Source organism: Halobacillus sp. SY10 (genome assembly GCF_045401165.1).
Lineage (GTDB): Bacteria > Bacillota > Bacilli > Bacillales > Halobacillaceae > Halobacillus > Halobacillus aidingensis.
Window position 1 is genome coordinate 4,047,138 of record NZ_CP174345.1, and the last position, 14,192, is coordinate 4,061,329.

At 43.9% G+C, this 14,192-nt stretch carries 12 protein-coding genes; 6 read left to right on the forward strand and 6 right to left on the reverse strand.

What is annotated here, in order from left to right; all coding sequences use genetic code 11:
• Positions 1 to 96: 96 nt before the first annotated feature.
• The 5 genes from ACJA3J_RS20330 to ACJA3J_RS20350 all read right to left on the reverse strand — a co-directional run bounded on the left by ACJA3J_RS20330 (position 97) and on the right by ACJA3J_RS20350 (position 6,687).
• Positions 97 to 1,257 carry an acetylornithine transaminase gene (locus ACJA3J_RS20330; protein ID WP_406945120.1) on the reverse strand — a complete coding sequence of 387 codons (1,161 nt, stop codon included), beginning with the start codon at positions 1,255 to 1,257 and terminating at the stop codon, positions 97 to 99.
• Positions 1,254 to 2,063, reverse strand: a complete 810-nt coding sequence (argB, locus tag ACJA3J_RS20335; RefSeq protein WP_406945121.1) for an acetylglutamate kinase — start codon at positions 2,061 to 2,063, stop codon at positions 1,254 to 1,256. Before argB ends, ACJA3J_RS20330 begins: the two co-directional genes overlap by 4 nt.
• Positions 2,026 to 3,252: a bifunctional ornithine acetyltransferase/N-acetylglutamate synthase gene (gene argJ, locus ACJA3J_RS20340; protein ID WP_406945122.1), complete on the reverse strand. Its 1,227-nt coding sequence runs from the start codon at positions 3,250 to 3,252 to the stop codon at positions 2,026 to 2,028. The genes argB and argJ overlap by 38 nt, the downstream gene beginning before the upstream one ends.
• Before the next feature lie 20 nt (positions 3,253 to 3,272).
• Positions 3,273 to 4,310: an N-acetyl-gamma-glutamyl-phosphate reductase gene (gene argC / locus ACJA3J_RS20345; RefSeq protein ID WP_406945123.1), complete on the reverse strand. Its 1,038-nt coding sequence runs from the start codon at positions 4,308 to 4,310 to the stop codon at positions 3,273 to 3,275.
• 1,069 nt (positions 4,311 to 5,379) lie between these two features.
• A complete protein-coding gene (locus tag ACJA3J_RS20350; RefSeq protein ID WP_406945124.1) occupies positions 5,380 to 6,687 on the reverse strand; it encodes a lysine N(6)-hydroxylase/L-ornithine N(5)-oxygenase family protein in 1,308 nt (435 codons plus the stop codon).
• 202 nt (positions 6,688 to 6,889) lie between these two features.
• On the opposite strand from ACJA3J_RS20350, the gene ACJA3J_RS20355 reads away from it, so the two are divergent.
• The 5 genes from ACJA3J_RS20355 to ACJA3J_RS20375 all read left to right on the forward strand — a co-directional run bounded on the left by ACJA3J_RS20355 (position 6,890) and on the right by ACJA3J_RS20375 (position 11,743).
• The gene (locus ACJA3J_RS20355; RefSeq protein WP_406945125.1) at positions 6,890 to 7,351 is read left to right on the forward strand and encodes a GNAT family N-acetyltransferase; all 462 of its coding nucleotides are present in this window, start codon (positions 6,890 to 6,892) and stop codon (positions 7,349 to 7,351) included.
• A 278-nt stretch (positions 7,352 to 7,629) separates the two neighbouring features.
• Positions 7,630 to 9,189 (forward strand): spore germination protein, encoded by a 1,560-nt coding sequence (locus ACJA3J_RS20360; RefSeq protein WP_406945126.1) that lies wholly within the window; start codon positions 7,630 to 7,632, stop codon positions 9,187 to 9,189.
• Between the two features lie 2 nt (positions 9,190 to 9,191).
• Positions 9,192 to 10,388: a Ger(x)C family spore germination protein gene (locus ACJA3J_RS20365; protein WP_406945127.1), complete on the forward strand. Its 1,197-nt coding sequence runs from the start codon at positions 9,192 to 9,194 to the stop codon at positions 10,386 to 10,388.
• An 11-nt stretch (positions 10,389 to 10,399) separates the two neighbouring features.
• Complete coding sequence (locus ACJA3J_RS20370; RefSeq protein WP_089654898.1) at positions 10,400 to 10,612, forward strand: hypothetical protein; 213 nt, start codon at positions 10,400 to 10,402, stop codon at positions 10,610 to 10,612.
• Positions 10,613 to 10,630: 18 nt separating this feature from the next.
• Positions 10,631 to 11,743: an endospore germination permease gene (locus ACJA3J_RS20375; RefSeq protein ID WP_406945128.1), complete on the forward strand. Its 1,113-nt coding sequence runs from the start codon at positions 10,631 to 10,633 to the stop codon at positions 11,741 to 11,743.
• 116 nt (positions 11,744 to 11,859) lie between these two features.
• Here the strand turns inward: ACJA3J_RS20375 and ACJA3J_RS20380 are convergent, their stop codons facing one another.
• Entirely contained in the window at positions 11,860 to 12,570 is a 711-nt protein-coding gene (locus ACJA3J_RS20380; RefSeq protein WP_406945129.1) for a GntR family transcriptional regulator, read from the reverse strand.
• 213 nt (positions 12,571 to 12,783) lie between these two features.
• Here ACJA3J_RS20380 and ACJA3J_RS20385 point away from each other — a divergent pair, with 213 nt between their 5' ends.
• Positions 12,784 to 14,136, forward strand: a complete 1,353-nt coding sequence (locus tag ACJA3J_RS20385) for a 6-phospho-alpha-glucosidase (protein ID WP_406945130.1) — start codon at positions 12,784 to 12,786, stop codon at positions 14,134 to 14,136.
• Positions 14,137 to 14,192 lie beyond the last annotated feature (56 nt).

Below are 14,192 nucleotides of genomic sequence, written 5' to 3' on the forward strand. Positions count from 1 at the left end.
AATGAATATTTATTATATATTGCGTATTTTTATACATATAACTTCCGGGAAAGACGGTGCTGAACACGACTGTGAACATCACCGTCTATACATTCTTTATGCTTTTTGCAAACTGTCTTCATGCTGTTGGATCGCTTCGGTAATTAAAGCGACAGCTTCGTCCATTTCCCCATATTCTACAGTCAATGGAGGGAGCAGCCTCAAAACATTCGGGCCGGCGACTACAGCCAAGAGTCCTTTTTCCCTTAATGAGTGAACAATTTGAATTGCTTCACCGGATATGGAAATCCCCAGCATCAACCCTTTTCCACGTATTTCTTTCACACTGTTAAAGCGCGCCAATGAATCTTCAAGCTTATCTTTGAATACCGTCCCTTTCTCCGTAACAGCTTCCAGGAAATCAGAAACGAAGATTTTCTCAAGCGTAGCTTTTACTGCCGTTGAAGCTAATGGGTTCCCACCAAACGTAGATCCGTGAGATCCAGCTGTGAAGGAATCTTTCAATTCGGCTTTCCCTAACATAGCCCCGACAGGAAACCCACTTCCCAATCCTTTGGCAGCTGTCACGATGTCAGGGTCCAGTCCATGGTGTTGATAGGCAAAAGCTTTTCCTGTACGGCCGATTCCGGTTTGGACTTCATCAATGATCAAAAGGGCGCCTAATTCCCGGCATTTATCTTCGACCGTTTTCAGAAACTCTTTTGTTCCCGGTACGACTCCACCCTCTCCCTGGATGACTTCGACCATAATCGCAGCCACATGACCGTCATGCACTTCCTCTATTTTTGGTACATCATTATAAGGGAAGTATTCGAAAGTCGGAAGCAGTGAACCGAATCCTTCATGAATCTTTTCCTGCCCTGTTGCACTCATCGTAGCAAATGTCCGTCCGTGAAAAGATTGCTTGAATGTAATGATTTTCTCTCTTCCTGTATGTTTACGGGCAAGCTTGATTGCCGCCTCATTCGCCTCTGCTCCGCTGTTACAGAAAAAAGCATAGTCTAGTTCAGACGCATCACAAAGCAAATTCGCTGCCTCTTCCTGAACAGGGATTTGGTATAGGTTTGATACATGCCACACTTGATTCAACTGTTCTTCCAGCGCTTCCTGCACTTCTGGAGGTCGATGACCGAGATTACATACAGCAATCCCTGATACAAAGTCTAAATAATCCTTCCCTTGATCATCGGTCACCGTTGTTCCCTTTCCAGATACAATCGTTAAAGGAAAGCGATTATACGTAGGAAATAAACTCACTCTACCATCTCCTTCCTTTTTGCTCTAATGGATGTGCCATTCAACGAATCGCCTTCCATCAAAGCTTGTTCTCCACTTACGATTCTTACTTCTTGTAAATGGTCGGATAATGCTTCCGTTGCAGAACGGACCTTAGGAATCATTCCGCCATAGATGACCTTTTGCTCGATCATGCCATCAATTTCCTCGGGTGTCGTGCAGTCGAGAATTTCGTCTTCAACGAGAATGCCCGGAACATCTGTCACATATAAAAGCTTTTCAGCTCCTACAGCTGTTGCTATAGCCCCGGCTGCTACATCTGCGTTAATATTCACCGTTTGATGATCCTCGGTTTTCCCAAATGGTGCGACGACAGGAAGAAAACTTTCAGCAAGAAGATTCTTCAGTATAGTTGGATTTACTTCTTTCACCTTACCTACAAGACCTAGGTTTTCTTTATCCAAGTAATCGGCTTGCAGCAACGATGCTTCAGATCCTTTGACCCCGACGGCGTTGACTCCCTTTTTCATCAGATGACCTGTAATCCTGCCATTCACAGAACCCCCAAGAACCATTTCTACCACTTCGAGCGTCTCTGGAGTCGTTTTTCGTAATCCGTCATAAAATTCACCTTCGATGTTCAGCTGATCCAGCAATCTTGTGATCGCAGGACCTCCACCATGAACAATGATCACTTGATAATGTTCCTGCAGGTCCAGAAAGCTGTTATAAAAGTCTTCGGTGAGTTGATCGAGCATACTTCCACCGAGTTTTATGACAATAAGAGGTTTAGGTTCTGTAACTTGCATTGATTTTGACGTAGTCATAAGTCAAGTCACACCCCCACGCCGTGCCTTCCCCATCTCCTTCATAAAGATGGATGGTTATTTTCACTTCTTCATTGTCCAAATCTTCGGTTGCCTGTTCTTCAGAAAATGGACATGGCGTTCCGTTACTGAATACCAGTTGATCTTCAATGTAAATATCACACTGAGTCGGATCTACTTCAGCCTCACTATGGCCGATGGCGCCGACAATCCTTCCCCAGTTGGCATCCAACCCATAAACAGCTGTCTTAACCAGGCTCGAACCAACCACTTTTTTACCGATGATTCGCGCTTCTTCATTTGTGCGGGCCCCGGTGACCTCCACTTCAATCAGTTTTGTGGCACCTTCCCCATCTTTGGCTATTTGTTTGGCAAGATCTTCACAAACAAGCTGAAGGGCGGTTTGAAAAGCTCCCCAGTCCGGGTGGTCTTCTGTTAATGAATCATGATCTATTTCTCCATTCGCAAGCGTCAGGACCATATCATTGGTCGAAGTCTCTCCATCAACCGTAATCTGATTGAAGGATTTATCGATAGAAGGACTTAACGCGCGTTTTAAATCACTAGGTCCAATGGTTGCATCAGTCGTGATAAAACCAAGCATTGTCGCCATATTCGGGTGAATCATCCCCGATCCTTTAGCTGCTCCACCGATGGTGACGGTTTTCCCTTCTATCTGTACCTGGTAGCACGCATGCTTTTGACAAGTATCTGTCGTAAGAATCGCTTGTTGAAAATCTTTATACCCTGTTTCTGATGGCTCAACATTCTCACAGCCGTGGGTGATCTTTTCCATTGGAAGCTGCTGTCCGATCACACCCGTAGAGGCTACAGCTACGTATTCATCCGGAATCTCAAACCTTTTTGCAATCATACGACGCATCTCGTAAGCATTGGCAAGGCCTTCTTCTCCTGTGCACGCATTAGCGACTGCACTATTGATCACGACACTTTGAATTTTCCCCTTTTCTGCAATGCTTTCCTGCGTCACCTGAAGAGGCGGGGCCTGGAAATGGCTTTGAGTGTACACAGCCGCTGCAGAAGCTGGTCGATCACTCATAAGAAGAGCGAAGTCCTTTTTTCTGTATCTTAATCCGCTATGAATTCCACCTGCCTTGTACCCTTTCGGCGTAAGAATGGATCCATCCGCTACTTTTTTGATTGTTTGGGTGTTCTTCGCTTGTATCAAACCATCTCTCCCTCTCTTCATTAAGGATAAACAGGCAGTGGTGCAAGCCCTGTTCTCTCATCATATTGGAATACAAGATTCATATTTTGGACCGCCTGACTGGCTGCCCCTTTCATTAAGTTATCAATGACACTTACGATGGTGACCCGCTTCGTCCGGGCATCAATGGTAAGGCCGATATCACAGAAATTAGACCCGTACACATCTTTCGTGCATGGAAACCCGCCCGATTCCCGGACCCTGACGAATGGTTGCGGCTCATAGTAGCTCTTAAACTTCTGCCGTAAATCCTCTTCACTCATCCCTTCTTTTAACTGAAGATAGATGGTCGCCATGATTCCTCTTGTCATCGGAACGAGGTGTGTGGAAAAGGTGACAGGTTCTAGTTGGTCGTCCCAAATGGTTAATTGTTGTTCAATTTCCGGGATGTGCTGATGTTGATTCACTTTATAAATTTGAAAGTTTTCCTGGGCATGAGCAAAATGGGTGATTGGATTTGGATTTTTCCCAGCCCCTGACACCCCTGACTTCGCGTCAATTACGATCGAGTCAGGCTTCACCAATCCTTCTTTGACTACTGGTCCCAAACCAAGCAATGTCGCTGTCGGATAACACCCTGGATTGGCAATAAGGTCTGCCTTCTCTATTTGCTCTTGATTCCACTCCGGGAGCCCATAGACGGCATTCCCCAGTGTCCCATCAGGGGCTGCTTCTTTTTTGTACCACTGCTCATAAGTAGCGGGCTCTTTTATTCTTAAATCACCAGAAAGGTCAATGACTTTCGCATGACTGCCCTGGAGTTGAGGTGTCAATTGACTTGAAACCCCAGACGGAGTCGCAAGGAAAATGACGTCCAGATCTTCCTTCATCTTCTCCGGTTCTAAATCATGTAACACATAAGATTCTCCCCCTTGGAATTGAGGGTAAATGTTTTCAAATTTCTCCCCAGCCTGGGAGGATGAATATAAGGTTATCGCTTTAACTTGTGGATGATTTGTTAATAAGCGGAGCAATTCAATTCCGCCGTATCCGGTCGCACCTACAATCCCTGCTTTCACTCTAAATCCACCTCTATGTATATTTATTATTCCATCTGTATATTTACAATATTATTAACCCTTAGGAAGCAGATGTCAATAGATTCCCATCACAATTTGTTAGTTTTACAGATTCTTAATGGAAACACTGCATAATCTCAACAATTCCTATCGAAATCGGATTTTGAAAAGAAAAAAAGATCACCATTTATACACATGTGGATAAGTGTCGCTCCCTTCTCACAACCTCTCTTTTTATTCACATATGCACAATTTTATACACATTATCAACAGTACCCCCCTTATTTCACTAAAGCTCCCTATTCTTGAAGACTCAGTTTCGAGACTTTTGGTGAATGGAAGGGGGCTGCGGGGAATAGCTCGCTTTCCGCGGGAGCGCGGTGAGCACATTCCCCGCAGCCTTAAGGGCAGTCTTACCTAGTTGAAATAATGAATGACAATTCTCGGCCATGGATACGGGGTCAGGGAAACGACGATTTGCAGTGTTTTGGATCAGTCAGTAGAAAAACACACACGTTCGTGTCTCCATTCGCTTTTCATGCGGACGTTTCCCAGACCCTGTTCCCACACCTTATTCGTGCAGAATCTATGGTTAAAACGACTCTATAACGGCGTGGGTGAGCAGGTCTTTCATTACCGAACTTGGCAGGTTACTACTAGAGCGATTTCGAGAACCTCATATGGTAAAGGGGCGGAGGGAAACGGTGAGACTCCTACCTTAAGTGTGCAGGCGCCTTGGTCAGCGGCGTATGGACTGGACTGAGCTGGCGGAGATAAAGGAAACACGAAGAGCGGAGCGATTCGATGTTGACTTATCGTACAGAAGCGAGGGAAGTCTCACTAGCCGCTAGGCGCCGGAACCGGATATCTAAGAGGAAGTGCGTGGTAGATGAGACCCCGCAGAGCGTTAGCTCGAGGAGGCTCATCACTCGCCCACGGAAAGCGAACCTTTTCCCGCAGCCCCTAGAATCCCACAACATCTCGAAATCAAGTTTTCCACAATCCTGCCATATTCTTTAAGAAACCATGCAAAAAACACCCCGGCCGCGGGTGGCTGGGGTGTTGATGGTTAGACGTTGAAGGACTGGAAAATGTTTTTTTCGTTCATTGGGAAGACTTCGCGTCCCACAAGGTGGTTGATAATGACTTTATTCCGATGGATCGATAGACCAAGGTTGGTAGATCCTACACCGTGGGTATGGGAAATCCCACTGTGTACATAAATTTCATTTGCTGTTTCCTCCGTCGTGACAAGTCGATAATCTGCGGTCACCTTGTATCTTCCTTCTTCATCCCATTCAAGGAAATCTTCCAAGTGGTGGACAAAGTCTGGAACAAAAGGCTTGTAACCTGTTGCTGCAATGACAAGATCCGTTTGATAGGTGAACGTTTCTTTTTTCTGATAGTGGTAACATTCGAGTTCATAGCCACCATCTGCTTTTGGACGAACATCTTTTACTTCACTAAGGACCTGCAATCCGACATTCAGGTCTTTTCGCCCCACCGAATACTCGTAGAGGAGATTGTATATGTCATTGATTGTATGATTGCTGATTCCTTTATAATACAGTCCTTGATTAGCGAAGATCTCATCTTTCTGTTTTTGTGGTAGCTGGTAAAAATAATTCACATAATCCGGTGAAAAGTGCTCGAGGCTTAGCTTAGATTCTTCCATCGACTCAAAACTCGCCGAACGTGTAATCCAATCGAGACGATAGCCACAGTCACGTTGTTCCTTCAGCAATTCACGGAAGGTCTCGGCAGCACTTTGGCCAGAGCCGACAACCGTAATCGAGTCCGCTTTACGGCAGCGGTCCTGATTCGGTAGAAAATCTGCTGTATGGAAAACGTCTTCTGAAGAGGCATCTTGGAATGAGCGTGGCATGACCGGTACGCTTCCTGTTCCCATCACTAAATTCTTCGTGCGGTAAACCTCCGTTTTTTCGTTTTCTCCATTCGTCACTTCTACTTCGAAAAGTTCTTCGTTATCTTTGTAATGCCTTATATTCGTGACTCTTCTTTGGAATCGGCAACTGTCGAGCTGACGAGCGACCCATTGGCAGTAATCGTTGTATTCTCTTCTCGGGATGTCGAGGCGCTGCAAAAAGTAAAACTGATACATTCGCTCATTTTTGCTGATATAGTTCAAAAAGCTGTATTTGTTCGTCGGATCTGCCATTGTCACCAAATCAGCGATAAAAGGGACTTGCATTTTTGTCCCTTCAATCAACATTCCCGGGTGCCAGTCGAAAGCTTCCTTCTGTTCAAAGAATAGGGATTCAACTTCGTCTATCTCATCCAGCAAAGCAGCCAGACTCAAATTGAAAGGTCCCACACCTACTCCGATCAAATCGTAAATCTTTTCTTGTTGTTCCATCATCGACGACTCCTTTATATTACGTTCCTCAATTGTTTAGGGAAATGTTCTTCTATTCCCGCAAAAAATCATCCTGAGCCTTTCCACTCAATAAATGATGTCTTTTCAGAAAAATGACCGATTTCTGAAAAGGATGTACTAACCTTATGTTATCATAACCACATCCTTACGATAATAGCCGAACATGAAGGAGGAGGAACTAGTGAGCCGTATTCATTTAGTGGAAACGAACGAACGCCGTCTTTTTATGGCAGACCTCCTGCTAGCTGATGAGTCTGAAGCCATTATTGAAAGTTATATCGATGATGGTCTGTTTTATACCATTCATCTGGACGATGTACATATTGGTGTCTCTTTGTTCGTGTTTCCTGGAGAGCACACGGTTGAAATTAAAAACATCTCCATACAAGAAGCCTATCGAGGAAAAGGATACGGGAAACGAGTGATCCACGCGGCTTTTTCCCTTTTTCAAAAGAAAGGGTACAAAGAAATGCTCGTCGGAACTTCTAATTCTAGTATTGAAAACTTAGCCTTTTACCAGAAAGCTGGTTTTCGGTTCCATGAGATTCATCGCGACTTCTTCCTTCAATATTCGGATCCTTTTTATGAAAATGGGATAAGAGGGATGGACATGATTTATTTCCGCAGACCTCTAACCCCTTGATATGAAGCTATGCCTACACCATCTAGAAAGAAGTAACGGTTGTATTGGACAAATTGATATTGGAATTGAAATTCAGCAAAAAAGCCTACTTCTAAAAGAGTAGTCTTTTTTGTATCTTGATGTATTATTCTTTTCCTCAGATGAGTCCTACAAAATTCTTCGTTACATCCCTCTACCGTTTTTTATTCATTATCCCTAATGTCTTTTACATACTGCTTTTGCACCTGCTGATCAAACAATGCTAAAAGATGGATATACTTTTCATAAATTCCCAATATATGAACATGCTAATGAAAAACAACGTAGAGAGGTGGGAGCTTGTGAAGGGTAACACGACGAATGATAAGAAATCTCCTAGTGCTCAGCCTCTCTATCAATCATTGGATGAAAATTTGAACGATATCCGCACAACTCTTGGAAATAGCTCCGACCTTGTGACACGTCCCTTCTCCATTCATAAGACATCCGCTGCTGTTCTTTACATGGATGGGCTCGTAGATAAGAACACGGTGCAAAACTTCATTTTGGAATCTTTAATGCTCGAGGTTCCAGAAAAAAGGCACTTTACTCACCATCTATATGAATCGATTAAAGAGGCCAATCTCCCCATCGGTGAAATGTCGGAAGTGGAAGATAAACAGGACCTTCTGAAGAAGTTACTTTCTGGTGAAACTATTTTACTCCTGGACAAGCAAACGAAAGCTTTATCCGCAAGTACAAAAGGCTGGCGCGACAGGGGCGTACAAGAGACTACATCAGAAAGCGTCATCCGCGGGCCGAAAGAAGCTTTCACTGAAACGATCAGAACAAATACCGCTCTTTTAAGACGGAAAATTAAAGACCCTAACCTCAGAGTAGAAGCGAAAACCATTGGAAGGAAAACTTGTACGGATATTGCGGTTGTTTATTTAGAGGGTACAGCTGAAAAAGAAGTCCTTGATCAAGTGAAGGAGCGACTGAACCAAATTGATATCGATGCCGTGTTAGAAAGTGGATATATTGAGGAATTCATTCAGGATGCTCAGTATTCTCCTTTCCCTACGGTTTATAATTCAGAAAAGCCGGATGCTATTGCTGGGGGGATATTGGAAGGCAGGGTTGCCATCCTGATTGATGGAACTCCGAATGTCCTTTTAGTGCCTGCTCTATTTGTGAACTTTATGCAATCCAGTGAGGACTATTACCAACGAGCAGACATTGGAACATTGGTGAGATTGCTGCGATTGTTTTGTTTTTCAGTGGCCTTATTCATGCCATCGCTCTATATCGCTTTTACAACGTTCCATCAGGAAATGATCCCCCCTCCGCTTTTGATCAGTCTTGCTTCTCAAAGGGAAGGAGTCCCCTTCCCCGCTTTTGTGGAAGCTCTTATGATGGAATTGACTTTTGAAGTCCTTCGAGAAGCCGGGGTCCGTCTACCAAAACCCGTAGGTTCCGCCGTTTCCATTGTAGGAGCTCTGGTACTCGGTCAATCAGCTGTGCAAGCGGGCCTTGTCTCCCCCGCCATGGTCATCGTTGTGGCTATTACGGCCATCAGCAGTTTCGTGTTTCCTGCTTACAATATGGCCATCTCAATCCGAATCCTTCGTTTTCCATTGATGATTCTTGCGGCCACCTTCGGGTTGTTCGGAATCATTTTAGGCATGATTGCCATGGTTTTTCATTTGTGCAGCTTGCAATCGTTCGGCAAGCCATATATGGCTCCTCTCGCTCCTATGATTGGGAAAGACCAAAAAGATGTGTTAATTCGCTTACCCCATTGGGGACTTCTTTCACGACCGAGTTTCTTTACGAAGAGCGATCAAAAACGAGTCGATTCCAAATCGAAGGAGAGGTGAAGATGTATATGAACATATATCTCAAAGCAATCATCCTAGCGGTTTGCCTCCTCCTCCTTGCCGGATGTTGGAATAGTAAGGAATTAGATGACCTTGGTATTGTCGTAGCTGTCGGAATCGATAAAACAGAAGACGATCAGTTCCTATTGGTCACTCAAGTCATCAATCCCTCAGAAATTGCGACAGATGCACCTACTACAAGGCCGCCTGTTTCGATTTATGAATCTACAGGAGATTCCATCTTCGAAGCTTTTCGTAATATGACAGAAAAGTCGCCGAGGAAGATGTACCTGTCACAACTACGCGTTCTTGTTATTGGAAACCGATTAGCTGAGGAAGGCATCCTGCCCTCACTTGATATCTTTTATAGAGACCATGAATTTCGCACCGCTTTTTTTGTAACCATTGCGAAGGATACAGGAGTGAAAGATTTACTAAAGGTACTCACTCCGTATGAAAAAATCCCTGCCAACAAACTCATGCATTCGATGGAATCCGTACAGAAAAGTCTAGGAAGTTCAAAAGGAATTGTCATTGATGAACTGATCGCTCAAATCCTTAGCAAAGGGCAAAACCCGGTGTTGCCAGGCCTGCTTATCGAAGGGGATGCTGAAATTGGTACAGCAATTGAGAATATCGAAAAAATTGATGCCCCTACACAATTACGAGTTGATCACCTCGCCGTAATGAAAGAAGATCGAGTGATCGGCTGGTTAACACCCGACGAAAGCAAGGGCTTGAACTATATTACAGGCGACATGGAAAGTACAACCGTTTCGTACCCTTGCGATAGCGAAGGGCTTGTAAGTGTAGAAGTGCTTCGGACAGACAGCAGTTCAAAGGCAAAGTTCGAAAATGGGACCCCCTCCATATCCATTGAATTAGAATTGGAAGGCAATGTAGGAGAATTGAACTGCCCCATTGACCTTACGAAAGCAGAATCCATCGAAACCATTAATGGAGATGTTGAAAAAAAGGTTAAACAAAAGATGGAAGCTGCGATCAAGGCAGCACAAGAAGACTTCGGAAGTGATATTTTAGGGTTTGGTAGTCTCATCCAACGAAAAAATCCTGACTATTGGAAAACCGTTGAAAAAGATTGGAACAGCCACTTCAAAGAATTAAAGGTGGAAATTCAAGTCAAAGCTCAAATTCGAAGAAAAGGGAATTCAACACAACCCATTACAATAGAAGAATAGGTGTGATCCACGTGTGGTCTATGATCTCCATCATCGTTCTCGCATTAGGGATTTTCTTACTTGAATTTCCCAAGCTATACAAAAAAAATAGAAAAAAAGAGGCATGGTTTTTCACGATTTTCCTGCTTTCCTTCACAATCATTAGTGTGTTGGAAAGCCTGGAGGTCGAGCTTCCGAACCCGCTTGATCTCATTCAAACTTTCTATAAAATGATTGGATTCTAAACGATAAGAGGTGTAGATATGGATAATCAGACGATCAGTCCCCGGCAGTTTATGTTTCTAGTCATTTTGTTTTCCGTGGGAAGTTCCATTCTGATCGTCCCTACCCCGCTTGCGGCGAATGCGAAACAGGATGCCTGGATATCCATTTCCATTTCAGTTGCTATTGGATTGCTCCTTGTGGTTCTTTACAATCACATCGCTACACTGATGAAAGGACAAACGTTCGTCCAGGCCACCATTGCCGTATTTGGAAACTGGTTTGGGAGAGTTCTGCTTTTTTTCTACCTCTCTTTTCTCTATATTCTGGCCTCCCTTGTGTTAAGAAACATCGGCGACTTCATGACCACCCAAATCATACCAGAAACACCTTTGCAGTTTACTCATATCCTTTTTTTAATCGTAGTCATTTGGGGAGCTTACCTTGGACTAGAAGCCATTGGACGGTCTTCAGAAATGTTTATGCCCTGGGTGGTACTACTGGTGGTTTTTTTCACGATCACATTATCCCCGCAAATCAAAATGGAGAATCTACAACCGGTTCTTGGCAATGGAATCGTTCCTGTCGTGGACACTTCTACATTCGTCATCGGCACGCCCTTATTAGAAATGGTCACTTTTCTTATGATCATCCCTTATGTCAAAGATGGGAAAACAAAGAAAAGAGCCTGGATTTTAGGAACTTTCATTGGCGGGGCTATCTTAACGTTAATCACTCTCTTATGCATCCTGATTTTAGGAAGCGATTTAACTGCATTGAACACATATCCTAGCTACAAGTTAGCTCAAAAAATCAACATCGCCGGTTTCTTAGAAGGACTGGAAATTATCATCGCGATCATATGGATGATCACAATCTTCTTTAAAATGGTCGTTCTTTATTATTCAACCACTGTAGGCATTGCTCAGTTTCTGACCATGGAAGACCACCGGCCTTTGTTGCTTCCACTAGGGATGGGGATGGTCGTATTATCCATCATCGCTTACCCGGATGTTGCTTATTTTGAGACATTTATCAATGAAACATGGTTTCCCTTTGCCATTACACACGGTTTGATCATTCCTTTAATCGTTTGGATAGGGTTGTTATTCAAGTCAAAGAAACAAAATAAAACCCAGCAAGAACCTTCTTAAACCACATAAAATCAGAAGGTCGGTTTACTAGACCGGCAAGTGGATATACCGGATATAAGAAAGCACAGGCATCTTGCCTGTGCTTTCTTATAAGCTCAATTTTCATATCGTTCGGTTCAGGGTCTTGAAGCCCTAAGCGTAAACTTGTATTCGTCACTTTTGAAGTGGTTTTCACTATATTCAAAAATGGTTCCATCAACAAAAACACTATACGATTGAATCTTCAGGATCGGCATGGATTCCTCGACCGTAAGCGCTTCTGCAATATCCGTGGAAGGCAGGACCGGGATGACTTCCTGGAAGCTGTCTTTGATCTTCATCCCCACTTCCTTTTCAATATAATCATACTTCGAACCGGTCATAATTCCATACGAGAGATTCGGAAACATAGAAACCGGCAAATACGTATCCTCGACGACATATGGAATATCATCGACAAGTCTTTGACGGCGGACGTAAAATACTTTCTCCCCATCTACAAGTTGCAGCATTCGTTTCACATGATCCTCCGCTTCTTTCAATTCAAAGTGGAGGACTTTATTCACTGGTTCTTTATTTAAACGTCTCATTTCTTCTGTGAAACTCAACAGTTCGAAAATGTTATGTTCAATTTTCTGCTCTTTCACATAGGTACCGCTCCCCTGTACCTTCTCAAGAAGCCCCTCTTCGACAAGACCTTTGATTGCCTGTCTCACTGTTACGCGGGATGCTTCGTATCTTTCTGAGAGATGCATTTCTGTGGGGATCGCTTCCCCTTCTTTCCATATCCCAGATTGGATTTCCTCTTTGATTTGTTGAGCAATTCTACGATACAAAGGCGCAGCCATTTCTATTCCTCCCATTACTAATGACCTGGGTGATGCGGGGATGTGGCGTCCCATCCCCACATATGCAACCAAGTCGAAACCTATCTCTACAACCATTATAACGAAATGTTGCAAAAAATACGATACAAATGTTGACGCTTTCACTAATATGTATTATATTCATATTAAGTTAAAAATAAAACAAATATAATACCTTTATTGGAGGTCTTGAATATGAAAAAACAAAATCTTGTCGTCGTCGGTGGCGGCAGCACTTACACCATCGGTATGATCATGAGTCTTGTAGCAGAAAAAGAACAGTTTCCTTTGAAAACGATTACCTTTTATGACACGAATGCAGAACGTCAGGAGAAAATTGCGAAAGCATCAGAAATCATCCTTCGTGAAAAGTATCCGGAACTGGAGAGTTTCCATTACACGACAGATAAAGAAGAAGCTCTGACAAATGCAGATTTTGTATTCGTACAAATTCGGACAGGCGGTCTCGCGATGCGTGAGCAGGATGAGCAAATACCTCTTAACCATGGAGCCGTCGGGCAGGAAACATGCGGACCAGGTGGAATGGCTTACGGACTGCGATCCATCGGAGATATGATCGACCTCGTCAACGATATCCGTCATTATTCTCCAGATGCTTGGATCCTAAACTACACGAATCCTGCAGCGATTGTTGCAGAAGCTCTACGTCGTGAGTTCCCAGAAGATAAAAAGCTCTTAAATATTTGTGATATGCCGGCAGCAATCATGGTCAGCTACGCAGGGATCCTTGGAAAAGACGTCTTCGACCTTGTCCCTGAATACTTCGGACTTAACCACTTCGGCTGGTTCACGAAAATTCTCGACAAGGACGGAAACGATCACACAGACACGATCAAACGTGCCATTACAGAGGACGGCTTTATTCCTGAAGATGCAGAGATTGCCAACGACCCTTCCTGGATCAAGACGTTCAAGCAGGTGGAGCAAATGGTGACCGACTTCCCTGAATACTTGCCGAACACATACTTGCAATACTATCTCTACCCTTCTCAAATGGTAGAAAAAGAAGACGTCACCAACACACGTGCCCGCCAAGTCATTAATGGCCGTGAAAAACGCGTTCACACCCTGGCCGATCAAATCATTGCAGATGATACAACAGAGAACGTTGAACTTGAAGTGGACATCCATGGTCGTTACATGATCCGCGTCGCCGCATCCATGGCTTACAATAATGGAGATATTTTCATCGTCATGGTTGAAAACAATGGTACGATTGCCAACCTTCCAGATGATGCGATGGTTGAAGTTCCATCTATGATTACAAACCGTGGACCGAAGCCATTCGCTGTCGGAAACATTTCTACCTTCTATAAAGGACTAATTGAGGGGCAGCTTGCGTACGAGAAACTTGTCGTGGATGCGTATTATGAAAACAGCTACGAAAAAGCACTCCAGGCCTTGACGTTGAACCGGACGGTTGTAGACGCACCTCGCGCCCGAAAAATCTTGGATGACATGATTGAAGCGAACCAGCAGTACTGGCCTGAGTTACACGCCAGCAAGCAGCTTGTAACATCGAAATAACCCAATGGAACCCCGGCCCATTCCGGGGTCTCCTCTATATCAAACAAGAAAGCGTT